The sequence below is a fragment of the Delftia acidovorans SPH-1 genome (assembly GCF_000018665.1).
GTDB lineage: Bacteria > Pseudomonadota > Gammaproteobacteria > Burkholderiales > Burkholderiaceae_C > Comamonas > Comamonas acidovorans.
Genome location: NC_010002.1, coordinates 2,780,001 through 2,804,780 on the forward strand (window position 1 = coordinate 2,780,001; position 24,780 = coordinate 2,804,780).

Sequence of the window (24,780 nt, forward strand, 5' to 3'; positions counted from 1 at the left end):
AACTCTGGAGAAGGAACTCGGCAAATTGATACCGTAACTTCGGGAGAAGGTATGCCGCAAGTAGGTGAACTTGAACAAAGGGAGCCCAAAGCGGTTGCAAAAAATCGGTGGCTGCGACTGTTTAATAAAAACACAGCACTCTGCAAACACGAAAGTGGACGTATAGGGTGTGACGCCTGCCCGGTGCTGGAAGATTAAATGATGGGGTGCAAGCTCTTGATTGAAGTCCCAGTAAACGGCGGCCGTAACTATAACGGTCCTAAGGTAGCGAAATTCCTTGTCGGGTAAGTTCCGACCTGCACGAATGGCGTAACGATGGCCACACTGTCTCCTCCAGAGACTCAGCGAAGTTGAAATGTTTGTGATGATGCAATCTCCCCGCGGAAAGACGGAAAGACCCCATGAACCTTTACTGTAGCTTTGTATTGGATTTTGAACGGATCTGTGTAGGATAGGTGGGAGGCTTTGAAGTGAGGACGCTAGTTCTCATGGAGCCGACGTTGAAATACCACCCTGGTGCGTTTGAGGTTCTAACCCAGGTCCCTTATCGGGATCGGGGACAGTGCATGGTAGGCAGTTTGACTGGGGCGGTCTCCTCCCAAAGCGTAACGGAGGAGTTCGAAGGTACGCTAGTTACGGTCGGACATCGTGACGATAGTGCAATGGCATAAGCGTGCTTAACTGCGAGACTGACAAGTCGAGCAGATGCGAAAGCAGGACATAGTGATCCGGTGGTTCTGTATGGAAGGGCCATCGCTCAACGGATAAAAGGTACTCTGGGGATAACAGGCTGATACCGCCCAAGAGTTCATATCGACGGCGGTGTTTGGCACCTCGATGTCGGCTCATCTCATCCTGGGGCTGTAGTCGGTCCCAAGGGTATGGCTGTTCGCCATTTAAAGAGGTACGTGAGCTGGGTTTAAAACGTCGTGAGACAGTTTGGTCCCTATCTTCCGTGGGCGCTGCAGATTTGAGGAAGCCTGCTCCTAGTACGAGAGGACCGGAGTGGACACACCTCTGGTGTATCGGTTGTCACGCCAGTGGCATTGCCGAGTAGCTAAGTGTGGAAGAGATAACCGCTGAAAGCATCTAAGCGGGAAACTCGTTTCAAGATGAGATCTGCCGGGGCCTTGAGCCCCCTGAAGAGTCGTTCAAGACCAGGACGTTGATAGGCTGGGTGTGGAAGCGCAGTAATGCGTTAAGCTAACCAGTACTAATTGCTCGTGAGGCTTGACCCTATAACTTTGATGACGTTGATCATCAAGGTGGTTATGCCAAGTAAGGCGCAGTCAAAATACAAAGCTGATTTACAGACTCTATGAATTCGTTGTGTTGCTCCATGAGCAGCATGACAACAAGTTATGCCTGATGACCATAGCAAGTTGGTACCACTCCTTCCCATCCCGAACAGGACAGTGAAACGACTTTGCGCCGATGATAGTGCGGGTTCCCGTGTGAAAGTAGGTCATCGTCAGGCTCTTACAGCCCAAGAAACCCCGTAGCCCAAAGCTACGGGGTTTTTTGCTTGTTTGCGCAGAAGTACTTGTATCGTCGCCTGCGCGATGTGCGTGCGCCATGGTGGGCGCAGACGGCTTGAAAGATGAACATGCAACTGCAAGACATTCTGTATTCCCAAGGGTTCGGCATCCGCCGCGTGTGTTCCGGACTGGTCCAGCAGGGCTGGGTGGAACTGTGGGACACCGAGGCCAATGACTGGGTGCGTTGCCTCGACTCCACGCAGGACATCGATCCTGAAGGCCTGCGCTATCGCGTGCAGGGTGTGGAGTGGGCCTATCACGCGCTGGGCTATGTGCTGCTGCACAAGCCTGCGGGCACGGAGTGCTCGCAAAAACCGTCGACCTATCCGAGCATTTACTCGCTTTTGCCTTTGCCGCTGCGTCTGCGTCCGAACAAGGGCGCCGTGCAGGGCGTGCAGGCCGTGGGGCGGCTGGACCAAGACACGACGGGCCTGCTGCTGCTCAGCGATGACGGCCAGTTCATCCACCGCATGAGCTCGCCCAAGAAGCATGTGCCCAAGATCTATCGCGTGACCACCAAGCATCCGGTCGATGCCAGCCAGGTGCAGCGCCTGCTCGACGGCGTGGTGCTCGACGATGACCCCAAGCCCGTCAAGGCCGCTGCCTGCGAGCAGGTGAGCGAGCATGTGCTGGACCTCACGCTGACCGAAGGCAAGTACCACCAGGTCAAGCGCATGATCGCGGCCGTTGGCAACCGCGTCGAGGGCCTGCATCGCTGGAAGATCGGCGAGCTGGAGCTCACCGAGGACCTGCAGCCGGGCCAGTGGCGATGGTTGACGGCCGAGGACCTGGCCAAGCTCAAGGCCAAGTGAGGCAGGGGGCCGCGTTTCCATGATGAATTGCGCTGACCCTGGCCGGGGCTGGGCCCTGTTGTGTACTGCTTTCGATGCGCCCGTGCCGGATGCGCTGCGCATCCAGCAGGACGTGCTGATCATGGTGGATAGCCGCGGCATGATCGATGCCGTGCTGGAGCGCGGTGATTCCCGCCGCGCCGCTCTGGAGGCCGCGCATGCGGCCGCAGGCACGCTGCAGCGCCTGCCCGAGGGCCAGTACCTTTTGCCCGGCATGGTGGACCTGCATGTGCATGCACCGCAATGGCCGCAAAGCGGCAAGGCCCTGGATGTGCCGCTGGAAACCTGGCTGCAGGAGTACACCTTTCCCCTGGAAGCGCGCTACGGCGATGCCGGCTTTGCCACATCGGTCTACGACAGCGTGGTGCGCACGCTGCTGGCCAATGGCACGACGACGGCCATGTACTTCGGCACCATCCACGCCGTGGGCAACCAGGTGCTGGCCGAACGCTGCCTGGCCCTGGGCCAGCGCGCCCTGGTGGGCAAGGTGGCGATGGACGAGCCGTCGCAATGCCCCCCGTACTACAAGGACGGCAGCGCCGCCGAAGGCATTGCCGAGACGGCACGCTTCATCGACTGGCTGCGCCAGCATCCGGACAACGCGCAGCAGCGCGTGCTGCCGGTGATCACGCCGCGCTTCATTCCTTCGTGCACCGACGAGCTGCTGCGCGGGCTGGGCGACCTGGCTGGACGCACCGGCGCCCATGTGCAAACCCATTGCTCCGAGAGCGACTGGGCGCATGCCCATGTGCTGGAACGCCAGGGCCGCACCGATGCGCATGCGCTGCATGATTTCGGCCTGCTCACGCGCCGCACGGTGGTGGCCCATGCCAACTTCCTCACGGCCGATGACGTGGCGCTGATGGCGCGCACGGGCGCCTCGGTCGCGCACTGCCCTCTGTCCAACTTCTATTTCGCCAACAGCGTGTTCCCGGCCCGCAGCGGCCGTGAGCAGGGCCTGGGCATGGGGTTGGCCACGGACATCTCGGGCGGCTACAGCCCCAGCATGTTCGATGCCTGCCGCCACGCCATGACGGCCTCGCTGGCCTTGCATGAGGGGGTTGACCCGGCCCTTGGCGCTTCGCAGCGCGGCAGGGTGGGGCAGGGCGTGCAGGCCCGCATCGACCACGTTTTTGCGCTGTGGCTGGCCACGGCGGCGGGGGGCGATGCGCTGGACCTGCCGATTGGCCGCATCGAGCCCGGCCACGCCATGGACGCCCTGGCCATCGACTGCCAGGGGCCTGACTCCAATGTCCAGATCTGGCCCGGCGCGGATGGCCCGGCCGACATTCTGCAAAAGATCATCCACCACGCCACGCGCGCCAATGTGGCCAGCACCTGGGTGCAGGGCGAGTGCGTGCACCGGCGCCAGGCCGCCAGCGCGGTCAGCGCTGTCACTGCTGTCTGAGCGCCGCAGTCTTTAGGCTGCGGCCGTTTTCCGCATTTTTCCGTCCCATGACCGAACCGACCTCCTCCTACGAAGGGCGCCTGATCGCCCGCCCCGACGACCGCGTCTCGCTGTCACAGGCCCTGTTGCTGGGCCTGCAGCATGTGATGGCCATGGACGTGTATGTCGTGCCCTTCATCATTGCCTCGGCCCTGGCGCTGTCGCAAGCCGATGCGGCGTCCATGATCCAGTCCACCTTTCTTGCCGCAGGCGTGGGCACGCTGATCCAGACCGCCTGGTGCATGCGCATGCCTGTTGCGCAAGGGCCTTCCTACATTCCGCTGGGTGCCATCCTGGCCGTGGCCTTTGGCGCGGGCGGTGGCTTCGGCGGCATGGGAGCGGTCTATGGCGCGCTGATTCCGGGAGCGTTGATCGTCATTGCGCTGGGGGCGCTGGGCTGGTTCCACCGCGTGATCCGCTGGCTGGTGCCGCCCATCGTCGGCGGCACCATCATCCTCGTGGTGGGGCTGTCGCTGCTGCCGATTGCGCTCAGCGCCAACGTGTTCTCGGTGCATGGCGGCATGACGGTCAACCAGTCCAGTGCCCTGGCTTCGGTGTCGGCGGCGCTGCTGATCGCGGCCATGATGCTGGGCCTGCGCTTTGACAACCGGCTGGGCCGCTGGATGCGCCTGTCGTCGGTGATCATCGCGCTGGCCGGCGGCACGGCCGTGGCCTGGGCCATGGGCCTGTTCGCCTGGCAGCCGGTTGCGGATGCGCCCTGGCTGACGCTGCCAAAGCTGGCCGGCATCGACTACCCGCTGCAGTTCAGCCTGCCTGCCGTGCTGACCTTTGTCGTGATCTATCTGGTGGTCATGGCGGAAACCACGGGCACCTGGTTCGCCGTCTCGGCCGTGATCAACCAGCCCATCACCAGCCGCCAGCTCGACCGTGGCGCCGTGGGCGAGGGCCTGAGCTGCAGCGTGGCCGCACTGATCGGCGCCACGCCGGTCACCGGCTACTCCACCAATGCGGGCGTGATCTCCATCACCGGCGTGGCCAGCCGCATGGTTTTCATTGCAGCCGGCCTGGTGCTGGCCTGCCTGGGCTTCCTGGGCAAGTTCTCGGCGCTGATTGCGGCCATTCCCTCGCCCGTGATCGGCGGCATGTTCGCCGTGGTCTGCGTGACCATTGCCATGGCGGGCATCCGCATCCTGCGCCATGTGCGCCTGGACGAGCGCGCCATGCTGGTGGTGGGCGTGCCCATCATCTGCTCCTTCTTCGCCACGCTGGCCCCCAAGGATTGGGTCCAGACCCTGCCTGACATGCTGCAGTACCTGCTGGGCTCGGCCGTGACCGTGGGGGCCATGGCCGCCATGGTGATGAACCTCATCCTGCCGCGTGCGCAGGGGGACGACGCACCGGCCAAGGACCAGGTGGTCTGAACGCCGCAGGGGTCTGCGCCCGCAAACCCATGAGAAAAGGCCATGCGCAGCGGTTGCGCATGGCCTTTTTGCTGGAAGAGGCGTGAGGCGGGCAGGGCCGCGGGATTCAGCGCCGGTCCAGGTCGTCGATGGATGCGCTCCAGCGGCTGTCCCAGCTGCCGCGCTCGCGCACTTGGTCGATCTGGCGGCGGTCGCGCTTGGTGGGGCGGCCGTCGTGCTGGTCGGCAATGCTGCTGGCTGGCTCGGGCGCCAGCCGGCGCTGCTCGGCCAGGCGCTCCCGCTCGGCCAGGCTTGCGGCGGTTTCTTCGTACAGGGCCTGGGCCACAGGCGCGGGGCCGCGCATGCCGGACAGGCCACGAATGACCACGGTGCGCGGAATCTGGCCCTGGCGCAGCGCCACGGTGTCGCCGCAGCGCACCTCGCGCGCGGGCTTGACCAGGGCTCCGTTGACGGTGATGCGGCCCTTGCCGATCTCTTCTACCGCCAGGCTGCGCGTCTTGTAGAAACGCGCGCACCACAGCCATTTGTCCAGACGCATGGATTCGATATCGGTCATGGCGTTATTGTGCGCGCGGCGCGGGGTGCTTGCCAGCGGCCGGTTGCAGCGGAATCGCCACGTGCGCATGCAATCCGCAGACCAGGCCTTGCCGGTAGATGTTGCGCAGTTCGATGGCGCCGCCCAGCGTCTGCACGATCTCGTGACAGATGGCCAGCCCCAGGCCCGAGCCGCTGCGCGCATTGCCGGCCGAGAACGGCTGGAACAGCCGCTGGGCCAGATCGCTGTCTATGCCCGGCCCGCTGTCGCGCAGGCTGAGCACGGCCTGGCTGCCGGCCTGGTGCACGCTGATGTGCAGGCTGCCGGCCGCAGGCATGTGGCGTATGGCGTTGTGCAGCAGGTTGCGCGTGAGTTCGCGCAGCATCCATTCATGGGCCGGCACGGGGCAGGGTTCGGTGTCTATGGAGAAGTCGATGTCCTGCTCGGCAATCAGCGGCGACAGTTCGATGGCCACGTCGCGCACCACTTCGTCCAGCAGGCTGGGGGCGGGCGACGCCGGCTCGGCGCTGTCTTCCTGCCGTAGCTGCTCGACCTTGGCCAGCGCCAGCATCTGGTTGGCCAGCCGCGTGGCGCGGTCCACGGTGGCGCCGATTTCCTCGAAGGCCTGCTCGGCCGGCACATCGCCGCGCTGGGCCGACTGCAGCTGGGCCTTGAGCACGGCCAGCGGCGTGCGCAACTGGTGCGATGCATCGCGCACAAAGCGCTTCTGGTCCGACAGCAGCTGGCGCAGCCGCAGCATGAGCTGGTTGATGGCCTCCAGCAGGGGCTGCAATTCACGCGGCGCAGCGGGGGCCGACAGCGGGCTCAGGTCGCCGCGCGGGCGCGAGCGCAGGTCGCTGCTGAGCTGGCGCACGGGCTGGGTGGCCCGCTGCACCACAAAGATCACGATCAGCGCCACGGCAGCCACCAGCAGGGCCTGGCGCGCCAGCGTGGTGCGCAGGATCTGCAGGGCCAGGGTCTCGCGCAGCTCCAGCGTCTCGGCCACCTGGATCACGGCCATGCCGCGCCCCTTGGCGCTGGCCACGGGCTGCAGCAGCACGGCCATGCGCACGGGCCGGCCGCGGAACTGGGCGTCATAGAAATCGACCAGGGCCGCGTAGGGCGGGCGCTGGGGGATGACGCCGTGCCACATGGGCAGCTCGCCAAAGCCCGACACCATTTCCCCGTCCAGCGTGGAGACGCGGTAGAACATGCGGCTCTGGTTGTCGGCCTCGAAAATCTCCAGCGCCGAGTAGGGAACGATGGCATGCAACTGGGCGGACTCGTCATAGCCCGTCACATCCAGCTGCTCGCTGATGCTCTTGGCCGATGCCAGCAGCGTGCGGTCATAGGCCGTGTTCAGCGCAGCCAGCGTCTGGTGGTAGAGGCTCCAGGTATTGAAGCCAATGAACAGAATGACGGGTACGAGAATGCCCGTCAGCAGCTGGCGGCGCAGCGACCAGGGCTGGCGCGCGCGGGCGGGGGCGGGAAGGGGAAGACCGGGGTCGCGCATGGGCTTGCGGTGCAGGAATGCGGCAATGCGTCAGGCCGACTCGGCCTTGAGCAGATAGCCCAGGCCGCGCAGCGTGACCAGTTGCACGCCCGTGCCCGACAGCTTCTTGCGCAGCCGGTAGGCGACCACTTCCACGGCCTCGTACTGCACGTCGGACTCGCCGGGAAACACCAGCGCGAACAGCCGCTCCTTGGCCACGGCATGGCCGGGGCGTGCCAGCAGGGCGTGCATCAGGGCCAGCTCGCGGGGCGTCAGCTCCATGATCTCGCCATCGCGGTGGATGGCGCCGCTGGTCTTGTCGTAGCGCAGCGCGCCCATGGCAATGGTCTCGGGCGGTGGCTTGGGCGCGAAGCTGTCGCTGCTGCGGCGCAGCAGGGCGCGCAGCCGGGCCTCCAGCTCGTCGAGGTCGAAGGGCTTGGCCAGGTAGTCGTCCGCGCCGGCGTTCAGGCCCAGCACGCGGTCGCCCACGGTGCCGCGCGCAGTCAGGATGAGCACGGGCGTGCGCAGGCCCTGGCCGCGCGCACGCTCCAGCACCTGCAGGCCGTCCAGGCCGGGCAGGCTCAAATCCAGCACCACGGCGTCGGGCTCGCGCACCAGCCACTGCGCCAGGGCCGAGGGGCCGTCGGCCGCCGTCTCCACCTGGATGCCGCGCCGGATCAGCGTGCGCTGCAGCGTGGTGCGCATGGCGTTGTCATCTTCTACGAGCAGCAATTGCATGGCCCGCACGTTAGCACCGGGCGCGATGCAGGCCATCGCGCCAAGAGCGATCTAGGGATTCCCCTAGGGGTTTGGACAGCCATTTGACAGGTAGCGAACCGATCATCGACAGCCTTACAACACAAGGAGTCAAACCATGCGTCGTGATACTTTTCTGAAGTCGCTGGCCGCACTGGCCGCCGCAGGCAGCCTGCCGCTGTCCGCACAGGCTGCGGTCGCCGTCAAGATGATGCTGCCGGCCAACCCCGGCGGCGGCTGGGACACCACGGGCCGTGCCCTGGGCAAGGCTTTGCAGGACGCTGGTCAGGCTGCTTCCGTCACCTATGACAACAAGGGCGGCGCCGCTGGCGCCATCGGTCTTGCGCAGTTCGTCAACGGCAGCAAGGGCGATCCCAACGCCATGATGGTCATGGGCGCCGTCATGCTGGGCGGCATCATCACGGGCAAGCCGCCCGTGAACCTGACGCAGGCCACGCCGCTGGCGCGCCTGACCAGCGAATACAACGTGTTCGTGCTGCCCGCCAACTCGCCCTTCAAGAACATGGCCGAGGTGATCGCCCAGCTCAAGAAGGACCCGGGCTCCGTCAAGTGGGGCGGCGGCTCGCGCGGCTCCACCGAGCACATTGCGGCGGCAATGATCGCGCGTGAAGTCGGCGTCGATCCCTCCAAGATCAACTACGTGGCCTTCCGTGGAGGCGGCGAGGCCATCTCCGCCATCCTGGGCGGCAACGTCACCGTGGGCGGCAGCGGCTTCAGCGAGTTCGCCGAGTACATCAGCACCGGCAAGATGAAGCCCATCGGCGTGACCTCGGGCCAGCGCCTGAAGGGCGTGGACGTGCCCACGCTCAAGGAGCAGGGCATCAACGTCGAGATCGGCAACTGGCGCGGCGTGTACGGCGCGCCCGGCATCACCAAGCCCCAGCGCGACGCGCTGGTCGCCATGCTGGAGAAGGCCACCAAGAGCAAGGCCTGGGCCGAGGCTCTGCAGAAGAACGACTGGACGCCCGCGTGGCTGGCCAGCGATGCCTTCGGCGAGTTCGTGGACCAGGAGTTCGCGAGCCTGCGCGCCACCATGGTCAAGTCCGGCATGGTGTGATCGCACGGCTGCACCGGCCTCTTGCGGGGCTGGTGCGGCCACAGGCCCGCACTCCTGCGGGCCACGGCAGGCGCCAGTCGCAGCGCCTGCTTCAAGAAGCGGAAGATGCCCGCGCGCCGCGCCAGCGGCCCCCTGGCCCCGGCGGCTTAATTTTTTCCCCACGTCTGCAGCGGTGGCCGGCCCGGTCGCCGGTTCCGCTGCGGCCAGGAACTGACCATGTCCGAGTCCTCACAACCCAATCCACTTGCCACGGATGCCGCCCAGGCCGATGAGCCCAGCGGCTTTCCCTCGGTTCGCGCGCAGACCATCGTCGGCTCTGGCGTGCTGCTCGTCGCTGCAGGCCTGGCCTTCGGCGCGCTGCAGATTCCTTCCGACTCCGGCTACGGCGGCGTCGGCCCCAATTTCCTGCCCTGGCTGTGCGCCGTGGTGCTCGCGGTCTGCGGCGCCTGGCTGGTCTGGGAGGCGCGCACGGGCGGCTACCGCGAAGCCTCCGCACCTGGCGGCCATCCACGCGCCGACATCGGCGCCTTCGTCTGGGTGTCGACCGGCCTGCTGGTCAACGCCGCACTGATCGGCACCGTGGGCTTCATCGTCAGCTGCACCGTCTGCTACGTGCTGGCCGTGCAGGGCCTGCGCCGTGCTGGCGGCCAGGCCCAGGCGGGCGCACCCATCACCTGGGTCAAGGACGTGGTCACCGGGCTGCTGATCTCGGCACCCGTGTTCTGGGCCTTCACGCAATTCCTGGCAATCAACCTGCCGGGCCTGACTGAGACAGGGTGGCTGTAATGGAAATCTTTGACGCACTGATGGCGGGCTTCGCCACCGCCATCACACCCGCCAACCTGCTGTGGGCTCTGGTCGGCTGCGCCCTGGGTACGGCCGTGGGCGTGCTGCCCGGCATCGGCCCGGCCGTGGCCGTGGCCATGCTGCTGCCCATTACCGCCAAGGTCGAGGTCACCGCCTCGATGATCTTCTTCGCGGGCATCTACTACGGCGCCATGTATGGCGGCTCCACCACCTCCATCCTGCTGAACACGCCCGGGGAGACCGCGAGCATGGTCACGGCCATGGAGGGCAACAAGATGGCCAAGAGCGGCCGCGCGGGCGCCGCGCTGGCCACCTCCGCCATCGGCTCCTTCGTGGCCGGCACCGTGGCCACCGTGGTCGTCACGCTGTTCGCGCCGTCGGTGGCCGACTTTGCCGTCAAGCTGGGCCCGCCCGAGTACTTCATGCTGATGGTGCTGGCCTTCACCACCGTCAGTGCCGTGCTCGGCCAAAGCGCGCTGCGCGGCATGACGGCCCTGTTCCTGGGGCTGGCGCTGGGCTGCATCGGCATGGACCAGATCTCGGGCGCTGCGCGCTACACCATGGGCAAGATGGAACTGCTGGACGGCGTGGACATCGTTCTCGTGGCCGTGGGCCTGTTCGCCGTGGCCGAGGTGCTGTACGCCGCCATGTACGAAGGCAAGGTCGTCGATACGCAAAACAGGATGGGCCGCGTGCACATGACCGGCCGCGACTGGAAGCGTTCGTGGCCCGCCTGGCTGCGCGGCACCGTCATCGGCACACCCTTCGGCTGCATCCCTGCCGGCGGCACCGAGATCCCCACCTTCCTGAGCTACGCCACCGAAAAGAAGCTGGCCAAGGGTGAGAACCGTGCCGAGTTCGGCACCAAGGGCGCCATCGAAGGCGTGGCCGGCCCCGAGGCCGCCAACAACGCCACCGTGACCGCCGCGCTGATCCCGCTGCTGACCCTGGGCATTCCCACCAGCAACACCACGGCCGTTCTGCTGGGCGCGTTCCAGAACTACGGCATCAACCCCGGCCCGCAGCTGTTCAGCTCGTCCGCCGCCCTGGTCTGGGCGCTGATCGCCTCGCTGTACATCGGCAACCTGATGCTGCTGGTGCTCAACCTGCCCATGGTGGGCTTGTGGGTCAAGCTGCTCAAGATCCCGCGTCCCCAGTTGTACGCAGGCATCCTGATCTTCGCCACCGTGGGTGCCTACGGCATGCGCCAGAGCGCCTTCGACCTGTTCCTGCTGTACGGCATCGGCGTGCTGGGCGTGATCATGCGCCGCTTCGACTTCCCCACCGCGCCCGTCGTGGTCGGCATGATCCTGGGCCCCCTGGCCGAGGCACAGATGCGCAATGCCGTGTCCATCGGCGAAGGCAGCTGGTGGATCTTCCTGCAGCGCCCCATGTCGCTGACGCTGATCATCATCGTGGCCTGCGTGCTCATCGTGCCGCGCGTGCTCAAGCGCCTGCAGCCCAAGCCCTCGCCGGAGGCGGCTGCCGGCTGATGCCAACCCGTTGCTAGCCGGCCCGGCGGTGTCACGCATGGCGCCCCGGGCCCCTGACAGCCCCTGCCTTCCGAGGCAGGGGCTTTTTTTATTGGCGTGCCTTGATGCGGATCAGCAGGCGCCTCATGCCCATTGCACCAATGGCATGGGAAATTTATCGATATGTCCTTCCATTGGTGAGGCGGCATTCAATTGCTGATGTATCCAAGATAATCAATTTGCTTACATTTATAGGAAGAGTCTGACGCATAAATCAATTGCGCCATTGCAAGTGGACTGTCTATGATTCCCGCTCATCGAGAGAGGGAGCCGTCCGTAGGACGGTTGACACAATGACACGACCATTTGCCATCCGCACGCCATGGGGCGAGCCACTGCATTCTCATGAAATGCCTGGCCATCAGAGAATTCGCCACTGTTTCCATCTACCCGGAATGAGGCAATGTGAAGCAATTGCCGCCCTGGATACAGCGATACAGTGCGACTGCGCCATCAAGTCCACTCAGGAGAAGTCTGCATGAGTGGCAAACCCGCAGCCCGTATCACCGACAGCGTCGTCAAGGGCAAGATCGTCACCGGTTCGCTCACCGTGCTCATTGGCAGCCAGGGGGGCCTGGCCTGCTCCGTCTGCCCGGGCGGCATCACCGTCGGCTCCCCCGTCAACCCCCAGCTGGGCGCCAAGGTCCTGCTGGGCGCACAAGACCTGGACTTCGCCCTGCCATCGGCTGCGCTGCCTGTGGCCTGGCAGCGCCAGTACAGCAGCTACGTCAACCCCGAGCACGGCGCCGCCTGCGGCCTGCTGGGCCATGGCTGGCACCTGCTGCAGGAGCTCAGCATCCGGCTGCAGGACGAGGCCACCTTGCTGCTGGATGCCAGCGGCCGCGTCATCACCTTCGACCAGCCTCTGGTGCCGGGCGGCCAGCTGCACAGTGCCAGCGAAGACCTCTGGCTGCTGCGCGGCGGCAGCACGGAGCCGGACGGCGGTACCGCGCCTTGGGCCGCCAATCCTCGCTGGTCGCATGTGGAGCAGGCACTGGTGCGCAACCCGCAAGCCATCCTCGCGGTCAGCGGCGATGGCGACACCCTCTGGGGCTTTGGTCCTGCGCCCGGTGAACCTGTCGACGGTCCCTGGCGCCTCATGGCCCAGATCGACCGCTTCGGGCGCCGCCAGCTCTACCACTACAGCGACGGCACCACGCCCGAGGCCGGCCACAGTGCGAGCAAGGACCTCATCCCCGCAGGCCGCCTGGTCTCGCTGAGCGACGGCACGGGCCGGCGCTACCGCCTGCTGCACCAGCGCATCCATGGGGGCAAGGATGCGCAGGGACTGAACGGACTATGGGGCGCCGACGACGGCTGGCGAGTCACAGGCGTGGACCTCACACAGGACCCGTTGAATCCCCTGTCCACCCCCATCGCTCCCATCACGCTCGTGCGCTACGGCTACAGCAGCGCAGGCGACCTCATCACCGTCCACGACCGCGCAGGCCAGCTCGTGCGTGAATTCGAATGGGACCACCACCGCATCAGCGCCCACCGCCATGCCAGCGGACCCTGGCACCGCTACCGCTACGAGAGCGCCCAGCCCGGCGCCCGCGTCATCGAGCACAGCAACCAGGAAGGCCTCAGCTACCGCTTCGACTACCTGGCCCAGCCCCCGGGCCCTGACGGCCAGCCGCGTGCCGCCACCCGCGTCAGCGACAGCCTGGATCGCATCGAGACCTACTACTTCGAAGGCGCAGCGGGCCTGTCGCGCCTCATCGCCCACCACAAGGCCGATGGCAGCCGCTGGCTGCAGGCCTACGACAGCTTCGGCCGCCTGGCCTCGCGCACCGACCCGCTGGGGCGCAGCGTGCACCTCAGGCGTGATGGCCAGGGCCGGCTCATCGGCGTGCAACTGCCCGACGGGCGCAGCACCCAGCAGGAACACGACGAAGCCACCGGCCGCCTGCTGCAAAGCACTGACACCGCAGGGGCCACCACCGGCTACCAATACGACGCCTGGGGCCGCCTCACCCAGATCACCCAGGCCGATGGCAGCACCGAGCGCTACCACTACCCCGACCCCCAGGAAGCGCCGCTCACCTGCGACAGCCCCCGGCGCATCGAAGACGCCCAGGGTGGCAGCAAACAGCTGGCCTGGAGCGACGCGGGCCAACTGCTCAGCTACACCGACTGCTCGGGCCACAGCACGCACTACCACTACGACCGCTGGGGGGCGCTCATCGAAGTGGACAACGCCCTGGGCCAGCGCCAACGCCACCAGCGCGACGGCCAGGGGCGCATCGTGGCCAGCGAACTGCCCAACGGCCAGATCGAGCGCTACCACTATGACAGCGCAGGCCACCTCACGCGCATCGATCCAGCCCAGCCTGCGGGCACCTCCAGCGAAACCCAGACCGCCGACCCCAGCATCCACCTGCGCTACGACCTCTGGGGCAGGCTGGTCCAGCGAACACATGGCGGCCTCACCCTGGCCTTCGAATACGACAGCGCCGGCCGCCTCCTGCGCCTCGTCAACGAGAACGGGTCGCAAAGCCGCTTTGCCTGGGACGCGCTGGACCGGCTCGTGCAGGAAGAAGGCTTCGACCAACGGCTGCAGCGCTACCGCTGGGACGCGGCAGGCCAGCTCATGGAAGCCACGGACGGCAACGCCGCGCAGCAAAGCAGCAGCCACTATCGCTGGGACGAAGGCGGGCGCCTCGCCGAACGCCAGCTGCCCGCTACGCCCCACGCGCCCGCACAAACCCACCGCTACGAATGGGATGCGGCCGGGCGCCTCACGGCGGCCAGCGTCTGGCAGCACACCGGCGAGAACACCGCAGAGAACACCATCCAACGGCAAAGCCGCATAGCATTGGAACGCGACGCCCTGGGCCGCATCACGGCAGAAGTGCAGCAGCTGTACCGCCCAGGCAAGGACGGCAACGTGGGCGGCGGCGCAGACCAGATCGAATACGAACACCGCATCGCCCACACGCTGGACCGCCTGGGCGGACGCCAGCACAGCCAGCTGCAAGGCCTGGGAGAGATCGCCTGGCTCACCTACGGCTCAGGCCATGTGCACGGACTGCAGCTCAACGGAGCCAGCCTCATCGACTTCGAGCGCGACAACCTGCACCGCGAAGTCCGCCGCAGCCTGCACCCACCCACCCCTGCAGCAGACGCACACCACCCCCTGCAGGTGCAACGCCAATGGGACAGCCTGGGCCGCCTCACGGCCCTGGGCACCACGGGCCTGCAAGCGCTGCAGCCCACCGACGCCCAGGCCCACGCCCTCATCGGCCAGATCCTCGGCCGCCGCTACCACTACGACAGCCTGGGCCAGCTCGTCGCCATAGAACAGGCCGGCGCCCCGGGCCAGGCCGCGCAACTGCTGCGCTACGGCTACGACAGCGCCGGGCGCCTGAGAGCGGCCACCGACAGCCAGCACCCCCAGACCACCACCCGCTGGCAGCTCGACCCCGCAGGCAACCGCCTGCCAGCACCCGGTGCACCCGGCGCAACGGGCCAGACGAACACCCAGGACAACTGGGCCGCCCAGGTCCACGCCCACTGGCGGCACACCGACTTCAACCTCATGGGCCTGGGCCACCTTGCAGGCCAGCGGCAAGGCCCCGTGCAGCGCTGGGAAGACAACCGCATAGGCTTCACCGAAGACCGCGTCTGGCGCTACGACCCCTGCGGCAACCGCATCGCGCAAATGCAGGCAGACCACAGCCAGCAGCAACTGCACTACGACGGAGCCCACCAGCTCATAGCGGTGCGCAGCAGCCAGATCCAGGGCAACGCCGAGCAACTGCGCCACCACAGCCGCTACACCTACGACGCCCTGGGCCGCAGGCTCAAGCAGCAAGTGGAAAGCGCAGACGGCAACCCCACCCGCACCCACTACTACGGCTGGGACGGAGACCGCCTCATCCACACCGAACGCCAGCAGCATGGCGACGACACCCGCCACATAGAACACACCATCTACGAACCCGGCAGCTTCACGCCCCTGGTGCGCCTGAGCACTACGGCCAGCGGCGACCCCCAAAACGAGCCCCACCTGCTGGTGCAGGCCATCGCCGCAGGCCTGCCCGACCAGGACGACCCCAATCACAGGCCGGCCCTGGCCCTGATGCAAACCATGCTCAGCGCCATGCCGAGGGACATGCAGCAAGACGCCGCCCGCCACCTGCGCCACACCCTGGAGCACGGCCTGCCGCCCGGCGCCCAAGCCATGCTGGGCGAACAGGCCGAGAGCACCGCGCGCCTGCTCAGCGGCATGCAGGCAAAGCTGCAGGAACAGGAAAAAGAACAGCACGCCCGCATCGCCATCCACCACTACCACTGCGACCACCTGGGCACACCCATGGCCCTGACGGACCAGACCGGCCAGGTGGCCTGGGCCGCAAAGCTGGACCCCTGGGGCAATGTGCTGCAGGAATACAACCCGCAAGGCATCCACCAGGCGATCCGGCTGCCGGGGCAGCACCATGACAGGGAAACGGGGCTGTATTACAACCGGCATCGGTATTACGATCCGGTGGTGGGGAGTTATGTGAATCAGGATCCGATTGGGTTGAATGGAGGCGTTAATTATTACAATTACCCAAAAAATCCAAATATTGGCATAGATCCATGGGGGCTGGTCGATTTAAATCTCTTTCCGGAGTCTGAAAATATTCGAGGTTTTGCAAACAAGGTTCCACCTAAGTCAGGGGTTTATCAAGTAGGAGCACATGGCAACCCTAGCTTGATTGTTGATGACAAGGGAAAAATTCTGTCCCCCTCAGACTTGGCGAAGAAAATCAAGAGCGACCCAAACTATAAAAGTGGAACACCTGTGGAATTACTTTCTTGCAACACTGGAAAAGGAAATGATCCATATGCGAAAAAACTAGCAAACGAATTGGGCGCAAAAGTAAGTGCACCGGATCAATACATGTGGTATTCCAGTGATGGAAGCACTACGCCGATGGGAATGACATCGGCAGGAGCTCAAGATAAGACCGCCCCTGGAAAGATGATAGATTTCAACCCTTCGTCAAAGGGGAAGTGATGCGGTACATTTTCATACTATTCATACTCATAACAATGACCAACATAGCCAATTCAGATCAATCATCCGGGTCAATTTATCATTTAAATCCAAATGAAATCCTTAATCTTAAAAAGAAGGCTGAAATTGATTCCAAGGCTTCTTATAGGCTTTACGAGTACTATACACTTTCTGAATACAATGAAGAAGAGTCCATGACTTGGCTGGAAAAAGCTGCCTTGTTGGGGCATGAACTGGCGCAATTCAACTATGTAAAGCATTTTTATGACAACGGAAATAAAAAGAAAGCAAATTCGCTAGCTAAGAAATGGAAAGACAATGCTGAGATAAATAAATTATTTCTTGAAAAGAATCCCTCAAATAAAAAATAACAACTTCATTAGGTTTGATAGACTGTTTTTCTATAGACATTTCCTGCAAAATATATAAGCTGAAATATGACATAAACTCGGAAAATATGGGACACCCAGCGCACCCGCCCCGAGCGAACAGACCGGAAGCACCGCGCGCATGCCGAGTGGTGCACAGGCACAATGGTAGTAATAGCGCAGCATTGCCATCCTCCACTGCAACTGCGTACTCTGGGCAGCGCACTGCAGGCCCTGACGGACTGGGTTGGATATGTGATACGGACTGCAAAACTTGGCCCTTGAGGCAATTCTTTCCAGAAATACAACCCGAAAGAGATCCACCAGGCCTTCTGGCTACGAGGGCAAAACCATGACAGGGAGACGGGCTGTATTAAGAGTGGCTAACACCACTTCGTCACAGGCCCCCGCAGAGCAGTTATGCTCGCTGCCCTCATGGCACGACGACCTGTAAGCAAAGAACTGTGGCGACAGCTGCAACCCCTGATCCCAGCCTTCGTGCCTTCTGCCAAAGGCGGTGCGCGCAAACTCGCAGTCAGCGATGAAGCTGCCCTCAACGGCATCTTGTTCGTGCTGCAAACAGGCATTCCATGGGAAGACCTTCCCCAATCCCTGGGCTACGGCAGCGGCATGACTTGCTGGCGGCGTCTGCGCGACTGGAATGCCGCTGGTGTCTGGGAGCAGCTGCACCAGGCCATGCTGACTCGCTTGCGTGAACATGACCAAATCGATTGGAGCCGGGCCAGCATTGATGGCTCCTCGGTACCAAGCCCCCGGGGGGCCAGGAAACGGGCCCAAACCCCACGGACAGAGGCAAGCTCGGCTCCAAGCGGCACATCGTCGTAGATGCCAGAGGCATCCCGCTGGTGATCTTGGTCAGCGGCGCGAACCGGCACGACTCCAAGATGTTCGAGAGGTGCGTGGACGCGATTCCTGCGATTGCTGGCCTGCCAGGACGTCCCCGTAGAAGACCGGCAAAGCTGCACGCCGACAAAGGCTACGACTTCAAGCGATGCCGAGCCCACCTGAGGCAGCGGGGCATCATTGGCCGGATTGCCAGACGAGGCATTGAGAGCAGCGAGCGGCTGGGCAAACACCGGTGGGTGGTGGAGAGGACGCACAGCTGGTTTGCAGGCTTTGGCAAGCTGCGAATCCGCTTTGAACGACGGCTGGATATCCACGAAGCGCTGCTGAAACTGGCAGCGGCGATCATCTGTGCACGCTTCGTGGATCGGTGGTGTTAGCCAGTCTAAGCGCGACTTTCATAGACATGGCCCATTCCCAAAATTAATAGAAAACGATCCTGGGCAGAGCTAGGTAGAATCTGCTGCAGATAAAAATATTGATTTCAAAAATGGAATAAAATTTGACTGCTATTGTTTCGATTAGAGAATTTTATTTCCTGAAATTGATAGCAAATAAAAATGAAAAAATTGGCATTGACTATAAGTCTATGTATTTTAACTTTTTCTCAAAATTCCATGGCTGCAGATGAAAAAGAATGGATGTTGTTGAGTAGATCCGATGGATGCATATCATTGGGGGAGTTGTATTTTGAGTATCAATATCTAAATCAAAAGAAACTCCTGGTGAAATATTTAGTGAGGTAAAGAAAAAATATAAAACAACAACCATTAAACCATTTCTGGATTATATAAAAGAAGAAAAAATGGATGGAGAGAAGATTGGATTAAATGAGAGATCATTTTTTAAGAATTTCAATAGAAAAAATGCGATAATCATTGAAGGCAAAGAAGATGATATTGAAATAATTCTGGTCACGAAATTATTGTGCGAAAAGATTTTTAAAAAATAAAATACTTATCCACAGTAGCATAAAAAAGCCACCAAGGATGATTTGCGTCTAGGACGCATGATGAATTTCTCGCCTAAGCTCAGCACCTGAGTGACTGTCGGCAGCATGCGTATCACGCATATAGTACTAAACATATCCATTACTACGACAGGGATGGCAGCTGCCTCACCCACGCCGAACGCATGCAGCACGGCAGGGACACCCGCCACATAGAACCCATGGTCTACACAAGCCGGGCAGCTTCACGCATGGGTACCACGGCCAGCGAACCCTATTTGCTGGTACAAGCCATTACCGCAGGCCAGCCCGACCGGGGTGACCCTAGTCACACGTTGGCCCTGACCTTCATGCAAACCATGATCAGTTGCATGCAGGCTCAACTGTAAAAACAGGAAAGAAAGCAGCATGCCCGCATTGCCATCCACCACTACGACTGCGACCACCTGGGCACGCCAATGGCGCTGACGGACCAGACAGGATAGGTGGCCTGAGCAGCAAAGCAGGACACCTGTGGCAATGTGCTGCAGGAATACAACCCACAGGGGACGTCTCGCAGAGGTTTCAGGTATGGAGTTGTGAAGAAGGATTGCTTCATAAAGCACATCACGTAAGCCAGGAAATAGTACAACCTGGCGAGAATAGTGATCTAGCAAAAATTACAGAACAAGCTTGGAAAGATTTCAAAGGCAATGAAATCAATGCGTTCAAAATTACTTGCGGATGCGATTGGACTGATTTTCTTTCTTGCATTACCCATGCCGGCTTTCGCTTTTGCAACCGATGTGGTGTTGTATTATTTTTGGGCAATATTTTTCGTATTTTTGATTTGCATTGTTGGATCTATATATTTGCATTCAACAAGGAAAGCAATATACGCATCAATTTGGCTAATAAGCGTATTTTCCTCTGTTTATTGTGAGGTTCCAAGAAATATAAAAATGCTGGTGACGATTTATTTGCTCATTAGTCCGATAATTATTCTTGTGTTGATTTTTTGTAGAAGTAATAATAAGCAGCAGAACGAGAGAGAAAAAATAACACCTGACAAAGATCGTGAAAAATAATTTCCAAGATAGTATTGATGATGGCGGTGTATGGATCATAGAAAAAACTCTGGTGCGCTTAATGCAAGAAAAGACTGGCAAACTCCATGAGGATTAAATTGGTAATTATTATTTTAATCTTGCTAAATGGATATTTTTTCTTCAGAAAAGTGGTTTTGATTATCATATAAATAAAGATTACGACTTTGTTTGTGTATTTCCACCATATACGCCAAAATTAGTTGTTCTTGAAGAGCTGAGAAAATATTCAAGTGATTTAAAGGATGATGTGGCGTACAAAGAATCAATGGACGATGGCATTTTTACTTATTTCTTTATAAAAAATAGTGAAATAATTTCTTCTGGAGAAGAAATGGTGAGGAATAATTCGGTGGGTGAATATGGTTGTTTGGGTAGATGAAAATATTACCGCGATTTAACTTTCCTTGAAGTAAAGACTTGTGCCAATTGCCATGGCCTTTTTTAACTAACACACTCACACAGTTAAGCCAGTCTTTAAATATTGCATCCATTCTGGAGTGAGTGTGCACAGATTTTTTTCTTTGCTGATGTTGGACTAGCTGTTGTTGCAAACAATAAATTGCTCTTTTTGGCCGGAGCGCTACTGTTATGCATGTTAAATTATCCAATAGTCACGGTAATTTTGGTGGCGGATGTAGATTAGTTAGGCTGTAAGGAATAGAGGCTCCACTGGAATTTTTGGAGTTTCATTCTTGGGTCTTGCGAAATAAGCGCTTGTTTTATGAGTATTTAATATATAAGCCCATGAAGAAGATAATAAAATTATCTTTCGGATCATTCGTTGTGGTTGCACTTTTGGGATTTATTTTTCTTATTTCTTCAGTCGAAAATGAAAAGGAGAGCTTCTTCTCTTCCTATGATCTATTGGGTGAAGATGGGCAAAGATATATCTCTTGGGTTCCCGTTTTTTTGCCAAAAACTGCCTTTAATATCAGAATATATGCTGATGTGGAAACTAATTATTTTTATATGTTCTTTCAGCTGGAAAAAATTCAATCTATTGATTTTCAGAAAAAGATGAATATGCAAGCATCAAAAAATGGAGTGGCGCTGCTTCAAAAGGGCGTTGAGAAATTAAAATCAGGGTGGTGCGCTTTTCAGGACATTTCGAATGGATTTGGTGAAAATCTATATCTGGTGGGAAAAGTAAGCTCTAGTGAAGAAATTTATTATGTGACGAAGGCGACAACGGCTACTAATTTGAATTCGACTGAATACACTTCGGAAATGGCGAAGAAATATTGTGAGCATGGCGATTTCAAGCCTGAAATGCAATATCTGGACATCAGGTAATTGACGCGGGTGAATCTATAGGATGTGATTTTTGCCGTCAGAAGACCGCCTCAGCCTTGCATTGCTCCTATAAAAAAGCGCTTGAATACGCACGCAATCCTCGCTGCCAAAGCACAGCACAGGCCTCATCGTGAATTAAATTCACAGATGGTGTTCCAGCAGACCGGCTAGTCCTGCGCAGCCCTTGAATCCATGATCCCGCCATCGACAGACATCGGATTCCTTGTATGCGGCAACTTTTTCCATCGCTTTCCACGGCCTCGGTCGCGGCCCTTCTGGCGCTTGTGATTTCCACGCCAGCCATGGCGGATTCGACGGTGCCGGCGGGTTCGGCTGAAGCCTCCAACTGGGCTGCCACGTGGCAGGCCAGCCCGCAGCCGGTCTGGGGGGCGGACTTCCTCTTTCCCACCAATCTGCCCGCCGTGCTTCAGGACCAGACCGTGCGCCAGGTGGCGCGCATCAGCCTGGGCGGGCCGCGCCTGCGCATCGTGCTGTCCAACGCCTATGGCGGCCAGCCTGTGACCGTGGGCAGGGCGACCGTGGCAAAGCCGTTGCCGGAGGGCGCCATTGACGCTGGCAGCCTGCAGGCCGTGACTTTTGGCGGCAGCGCGCAAGCCACCATTGCCGCAGGCGCATCCCTGGTCAGTGACCCTGTGGCATTGCCGCTGGCCTCGCTGTCGCAGGTGGCCGTGAGCCTGTACCTGCCCGGCGCCATGCCTGTGCAGAGTTTTCACTGGGATGGGCGCCAGACCGGCTGGATCGTGGCGGGCGACCAGTCCTCTGCTGCGGCGCTGCGGACTTCGGACCCTGGCGCAATCAGCAGCACGGCCCGCCCGCTGTTGGCGGGTATTCAGGTCGAGGCCGACCCCGCGGCGCCCGCGGTGCCCGTGGTAGCGGTGATGGGCGACTCCATCACCGACGGTGCCACGGCCAGCCTGGACCGGGACAGCCGCTGGCCAGATTTCCTGGCCGCGCGCCTTGCGCCGCGCGGCGCGGCGGTGGTCAATGCCGGCATTTCGGGCGCGCGCCTGCTGTCCGATGGCATGGGCGAGCATGCGCTGGCGCGGCTGGAGCGTGATGTGTTGGCCCAGCCCGGTGTGCGCAGCCTCATCGTGCTGCTGGGCATCAACGATATTTCCTGGCCCGGCACGGCCTTTGCGCGGCAAGCGCCGCGTCCCACGCTGCAGGACATGGCAGAGGGCTATCGCCAGCTGGTTGCCAGGGCGCGCAGCCACGGCCTGCGCGTGATAGGCGCCACCTTGCCGCCTTTCGAGGGCGCCTTGCCAGGCACGCCGCTGGACGACTACTACCAGGCCGAAAAGGACGATCTGCGCCGGCAGGTGAACGCCTGGATACGCCTGGGCGGCGCCTTCGATGCGGTGATCGACTTCGATGCCGTGCTGCGCGATGGCGCCCATCCTTCCCGCATGGCGGCGCGCTTCGACTCGGGCGACCGCCTGCATCCTGGCGACGAAGGCAATCGCGCCATGGCCGATGCGGTGGATCTGAACGCCATACTGCCTGGCCTGCTGCCGCGCTAGCTGTGAACCGGCAAGAGCTTGTTTTCAGATTTGAGCCTGGACATCGGAGCGATGGCTCCGATGCCGCTGTGCGGCCTGCCTTGGACAGGTCCTGCTGTCGGCCACCGTTGATTTCTGAGCGACGACACGGCGCCTTGCCGTAGATCAAGCCGAGCCCGAGCCGGGCCGAGCCTGCGCTGCCGTCCTGCGGGCTATAAACTAGCCCGATGGGGCGGCGAGCATGCCGGCCCCCCAACCCGCTCACCCGCCCACCCTCCATTACCAGGATGACAGACGCCTATGGACAGCCGCAATGACAGCATGGACCTGAGCGACGACAGCGTGTTCGAGAGCGCTGCGGAGCTGTTCCGTGCCATGGCGGCGCCCGTGCGCCTGAAGATCATCAGCGTGTTGTGGCATGGCGAGAAGAACGTGACCGAACTGCTCGCCGACATCACCACCACGCAGCCCAACATGTCCCAGCACCTGAACACGCTGTACCAGGCCGGCGTGCTGGGCCGGCGTCGCGAAGGCGTCAGCATCTACTACTTCATCGCCAACGCGCAGGCGGCGCAGATGTGCCGCGCCATCTGCGCCCAGGTCGCCATCGCGCAGGGCTGAGCGCGGCAGACCCGCAGGCTGCAAAAAGGGATCTCAAGGGGACCCAAGGCGACTCCGCTAGGATGCCATCCATGCCGCCCACACCCACCCTGGTCCAGCCCCTGCCGCTCGATGCCGACGGCATCCTCGCGCTGGCAGCGCGCTCCATGTTCCAGCTGTTCTCCACCATGAGCCAGGGCATGTTCCTGGCCGACAGGGCGGGGCGCATCGTCTGGGTCAACGAGGGCTACCAGCGCTTCCTGCCCGACCTGGGCGTGGCCTCGGTGGACGACTTCCTGGGCCACATGGTCGAGGACGTCATCCCCAACACCCGCATGCGCCGCGTGCTGGAAACCGGCGAGCCCGTACTCATCGACCTGCTCACCAACCGCGCCGGCACCTTCGTGGTCAGCCGCATCCCGCTCAAGGACGATGCGGGCGCGGTCATCGGTGCCATCGGCATCGTGCTCTTCGACCAGCCGGAGACCACGCTGCAGCCCCTCATCAGCAAGTTCGCCGTTCTGCAGCGCGACCTGGACGAGGCCCGGCGCGAGCTGGCCGCCCAGCGCAACCGCAGCCTGCGCGTGGCCGTGCAGGGCGAGCGCCGCGCCAAGTACAGCTTTGCCAGCTTTGTCGGCAGCAGCCCGGCGGCCGTGGAGGTCAAGCGCCAGGCACGCCGCGCGGCCCAGTCGCTCAGCCCCGTGCTGCTGCTGGGCGAAACCGGCACCGGCAAGGAGCTGCTGGCCCATGCCATCCACGCGGCATCGGCCCGCACCGGTGGCCCCTTCGTCACCGTCAACATCGCCGCCGTACCGGATGCCTTGCTGGAGGCCGAGTTCTTCGGCGTTGCCCCCGGCGCCTACACCGGTGCAGACCGCAAGCCGCGCGACGGCAAATTCAGGCTGGCCGACGGCGGCACGCTGTTCCTCGACGAAATCGGCGACATGCCCCTGAACCTGCAGGCCAAGCTGCTGCGCGCGCTGCAGGAGGGCGAGATCGAACCGCTGGGCTCCAACCAGCTCGTGCGCTTTGACGTGCGCGTGGTGGCAGCCACCTCGCGCGACCTGCCGCAGATGGTGCGTGACGGCCGCTTCCGGGAAGACCTTTTCTACCGCCTGCACGTGCTGCCCATCCGCGTGCCGCCGCTGCGCGAACGCAGGCGCGACATCCCGGCCCTGGTCGAAGTCCTCTCCGAAGAACTGGCCCTGCGCAACGACATGCCCCCGCCCGAACTGCTGCCCGACGCCCTGGCCCTGCTGGCCGGCCAGACCTGGCGCGGCAACATCCGCGAGTTGCGCAACGTGCTGGAGCAGGCCGCCATGCGCAGCGAAGACACCGCCATCAACGCAGAGCAACTGCGCGAAGTGCTGCGCTCATCCGGCGTGGAACCCGCCGCACCCGCGCCCGGCCCCGAGACTGCGCTCGCCCCGTCTCCTGCCCACAACAGCCCCGCCGACACCGACCTGCTGCGCCCCCTGGCCCAGCAGGTGGCCGAACTGGAACGCAAGGCCATCACCGCCACCCTGGCCGCCAACAGCGGCAACAAACTGGCCACGGCGCGCCAGCTGGGCATCTCGCGGGCCACGCTGTATGACCGCATGGCGGTGCTGGAGCTGCAGGGCTGAGTCAACCGCCGCCTGCAGGCCGTACCGTCGCCAAGAGGCAGGGCGCT

At 61.8% G+C, this 24,780-nt stretch carries 17 protein-coding genes and 2 rRNA genes (1 of these 19 cut by a window edge); 16 read left to right on the forward strand and 3 right to left on the reverse strand.

Annotation, left to right across the window (positions count from 1 at the left end; genetic code table 11):
* The 5 genes from DACI_RS12580 to DACI_RS12600 form a co-directional block, all read left to right on the forward strand.
* Window positions 1–1,238: ribosomal RNA gene (locus tag DACI_RS12580) — 23S ribosomal RNA — on the forward strand; it begins 1,638 nt to the left of the window's first position.
* 126 nt (window positions 1,239–1,364) lie between these two features.
* Window positions 1,365–1,477: ribosomal RNA gene (gene rrf, locus DACI_RS12585) — 5S ribosomal RNA — on the forward strand.
* A gap of 129 nt (window positions 1,478–1,606) precedes the next feature.
* Window positions 1,607–2,350: a 16S rRNA pseudouridine(516) synthase gene (locus DACI_RS12590; protein WP_029733247.1), complete on the forward strand. Its 744-nt coding sequence runs from the start codon at window positions 1,607–1,609 to the stop codon at window positions 2,348–2,350.
* A gap of 19 nt (window positions 2,351–2,369) precedes the next feature.
* Window positions 2,370–3,797: a guanine deaminase gene (gene guaD / locus DACI_RS12595; protein ID WP_012204432.1), complete on the forward strand. Its 1,428-nt coding sequence runs from the start codon at window positions 2,370–2,372 to the stop codon at window positions 3,795–3,797.
* 47 nt (window positions 3,798–3,844) lie between these two features.
* Window positions 3,845–5,218 (forward strand): uracil-xanthine permease family protein, encoded by a 1,374-nt coding sequence (locus DACI_RS12600; protein ID WP_012204433.1) that lies wholly within the window; start codon window positions 3,845–3,847, stop codon window positions 5,216–5,218.
* Between the two features lie 106 nt (window positions 5,219–5,324).
* Here DACI_RS12600 and DACI_RS12605 read toward each other — a convergent pair whose 3' ends face one another.
* From DACI_RS12605 to DACI_RS12615, 3 genes are read right to left on the reverse strand one after another with little or no spacing between them, the layout of a single operon-like run.
* The gene (locus DACI_RS12605) at window positions 5,325–5,774 is read right to left on the reverse strand and encodes an RNA-binding S4 domain-containing protein (RefSeq protein ID WP_012204434.1); all 450 of its coding nucleotides are present in this window, start codon (window positions 5,772–5,774) and stop codon (window positions 5,325–5,327) included.
* A gap of 4 nt (window positions 5,775–5,778) precedes the next feature.
* Window positions 5,779–7,266, reverse strand: a complete 1,488-nt coding sequence (locus DACI_RS12610; protein WP_012204435.1) for a sensor histidine kinase — start codon at window positions 7,264–7,266, stop codon at window positions 5,779–5,781.
* Between the two features lie 30 nt (window positions 7,267–7,296).
* Window positions 7,297–8,019 (reverse strand): response regulator transcription factor, encoded by a 723-nt coding sequence (locus DACI_RS12615; protein WP_012204436.1) that lies wholly within the window; start codon window positions 8,017–8,019, stop codon window positions 7,297–7,299.
* A gap of 100 nt (window positions 8,020–8,119) precedes the next feature.
* On the opposite strand from DACI_RS12615, the gene DACI_RS12620 reads away from it, so the two are divergent.
* From DACI_RS12620 to DACI_RS12665, 11 genes are all read left to right on the forward strand, one after another.
* A complete protein-coding gene (locus DACI_RS12620) occupies window positions 8,120–9,079 on the forward strand; it encodes a Bug family tripartite tricarboxylate transporter substrate binding protein (RefSeq protein WP_012204437.1) in 960 nt (319 codons plus the stop codon).
* 216 nt (window positions 9,080–9,295) lie between these two features.
* A complete protein-coding gene (locus tag DACI_RS12625; protein WP_012204438.1) occupies window positions 9,296–9,865 on the forward strand; it encodes a tripartite tricarboxylate transporter TctB family protein in 570 nt (189 codons plus the stop codon).
* Window positions 9,865–11,379: a tripartite tricarboxylate transporter permease gene (locus DACI_RS12630; RefSeq protein ID WP_012204439.1), complete on the forward strand. Its 1,515-nt coding sequence runs from the start codon at window positions 9,865–9,867 to the stop codon at window positions 11,377–11,379. The genes DACI_RS12625 and DACI_RS12630 overlap by 1 nt, the downstream gene beginning before the upstream one ends.
* A 517-nt stretch (window positions 11,380–11,896) precedes the next feature.
* Entirely contained in the window at window positions 11,897–16,426 is a 4,530-nt protein-coding gene (locus DACI_RS12635; protein ID WP_012204440.1) for an RHS repeat-associated core domain-containing protein, read from the forward strand.
* Window positions 16,427–16,461: 35 nt separating this feature from the next.
* Window positions 16,462–16,797 carry an SEL1-like repeat protein gene (locus tag DACI_RS31965; RefSeq protein WP_012204441.1) on the forward strand — a complete coding sequence of 112 codons (336 nt, stop codon included), beginning with the start codon at window positions 16,462–16,464 and terminating at the stop codon, window positions 16,795–16,797.
* Between the two features lie 432 nt (window positions 16,798–17,229).
* A protein-coding gene (locus DACI_RS31170) for an IS5 family transposase (protein ID WP_085930546.1) occupies window positions 17,230–18,038 on the forward strand; the annotation gives its coding sequence in 2 pieces (ribosomal slippage) (window positions 17,230–17,560 and window positions 17,560–18,038; 810 coding nt in all).
* Between the two features lie 936 nt (window positions 18,039–18,974).
* The gene (locus DACI_RS32870) at window positions 18,975–19,529 is read left to right on the forward strand and encodes a hypothetical protein (RefSeq protein WP_422653292.1); all 555 of its coding nucleotides are present in this window, start codon (window positions 18,975–18,977) and stop codon (window positions 19,527–19,529) included.
* A gap of 910 nt (window positions 19,530–20,439) precedes the next feature.
* Complete coding sequence (locus DACI_RS31980) at window positions 20,440–20,988, forward strand: YbbD family protein (RefSeq protein WP_157059650.1); 549 nt, start codon at window positions 20,440–20,442, stop codon at window positions 20,986–20,988.
* Window positions 20,989–21,215: 227 nt separating this feature from the next.
* Complete coding sequence (locus DACI_RS12655; protein WP_012204445.1) at window positions 21,216–22,529, forward strand: SGNH/GDSL hydrolase family protein; 1,314 nt, start codon at window positions 21,216–21,218, stop codon at window positions 22,527–22,529.
* Window positions 22,530–22,808: 279 nt separating this feature from the next.
* Entirely contained in the window at window positions 22,809–23,129 is a 321-nt protein-coding gene (locus DACI_RS12660) for an ArsR/SmtB family transcription factor (protein WP_012204446.1), read from the forward strand.
* A gap of 71 nt (window positions 23,130–23,200) precedes the next feature.
* Window positions 23,201–24,733 carry a sigma-54 interaction domain-containing protein gene (locus tag DACI_RS12665; RefSeq protein WP_012204447.1) on the forward strand — a complete coding sequence of 511 codons (1,533 nt, stop codon included), beginning with the start codon at window positions 23,201–23,203 and terminating at the stop codon, window positions 24,731–24,733.
* The last annotated feature ends 47 nt before the right edge of the window (window positions 24,734–24,780 follow it).

What these genes read in the sequence shown, in the direction of transcription:
- DACI_RS12590 (WP_029733247.1), top strand. Translation starts at nt 1,607, where the DNA reads ATGCAACTGCAAGACATTCTGTATTCCCAAGGGTTCGGCATCCGCCGC.
- guaD (WP_012204432.1), top strand. Translation starts at nt 2,370, where the DNA reads ATGATGAATTGCGCTGACCCTGGCCGGGGCTGGGCCCTGTTGTGTACT.
- DACI_RS12600 (WP_012204433.1), top strand. Translation starts at nt 3,845, where the DNA reads ATGACCGAACCGACCTCCTCCTACGAAGGGCGCCTGATCGCCCGCCCC.
- DACI_RS12605 (WP_012204434.1), bottom strand. Translation starts at nt 5,774, where the DNA reads ATGACCGATATCGAATCCATGCGTCTGGACAAATGGCTGTGGTGCGCG.
- DACI_RS12610 (WP_012204435.1), bottom strand. Translation starts at nt 7,266, where the DNA reads ATGCGCGACCCCGGTCTTCCCCTTCCCGCCCCCGCCCGCGCGCGCCAG.
- DACI_RS12615 (WP_012204436.1), bottom strand. Translation starts at nt 8,019, where the DNA reads ATGGCCTGCATCGCGCCCGGTGCTAACGTGCGGGCCATGCAATTGCTG.
- DACI_RS12620 (WP_012204437.1), top strand. Translation starts at nt 8,120, where the DNA reads ATGCGTCGTGATACTTTTCTGAAGTCGCTGGCCGCACTGGCCGCCGCA.
- DACI_RS12625 (WP_012204438.1), top strand. Translation starts at nt 9,296, where the DNA reads ATGTCCGAGTCCTCACAACCCAATCCACTTGCCACGGATGCCGCCCAG.
- DACI_RS12630 (WP_012204439.1), top strand. Translation starts at nt 9,865, where the DNA reads ATGGAAATCTTTGACGCACTGATGGCGGGCTTCGCCACCGCCATCACA.
- DACI_RS12635 (WP_012204440.1), top strand. Translation starts at nt 11,897, where the DNA reads ATGAGTGGCAAACCCGCAGCCCGTATCACCGACAGCGTCGTCAAGGGC.
- DACI_RS31965 (WP_012204441.1), top strand. Translation starts at nt 16,462, where the DNA reads ATGACCAACATAGCCAATTCAGATCAATCATCCGGGTCAATTTATCAT.
- DACI_RS31980 (WP_157059650.1), top strand. Translation starts at nt 20,440, where the DNA reads ATGAAGAAGATAATAAAATTATCTTTCGGATCATTCGTTGTGGTTGCA.
- DACI_RS12655 (WP_012204445.1), top strand. Translation starts at nt 21,216, where the DNA reads ATGCGGCAACTTTTTCCATCGCTTTCCACGGCCTCGGTCGCGGCCCTT.
- DACI_RS12660 (WP_012204446.1), top strand. Translation starts at nt 22,809, where the DNA reads ATGGACAGCCGCAATGACAGCATGGACCTGAGCGACGACAGCGTGTTC.
- DACI_RS12665 (WP_012204447.1), top strand. Translation starts at nt 23,201, where the DNA reads ATGCCGCCCACACCCACCCTGGTCCAGCCCCTGCCGCTCGATGCCGAC.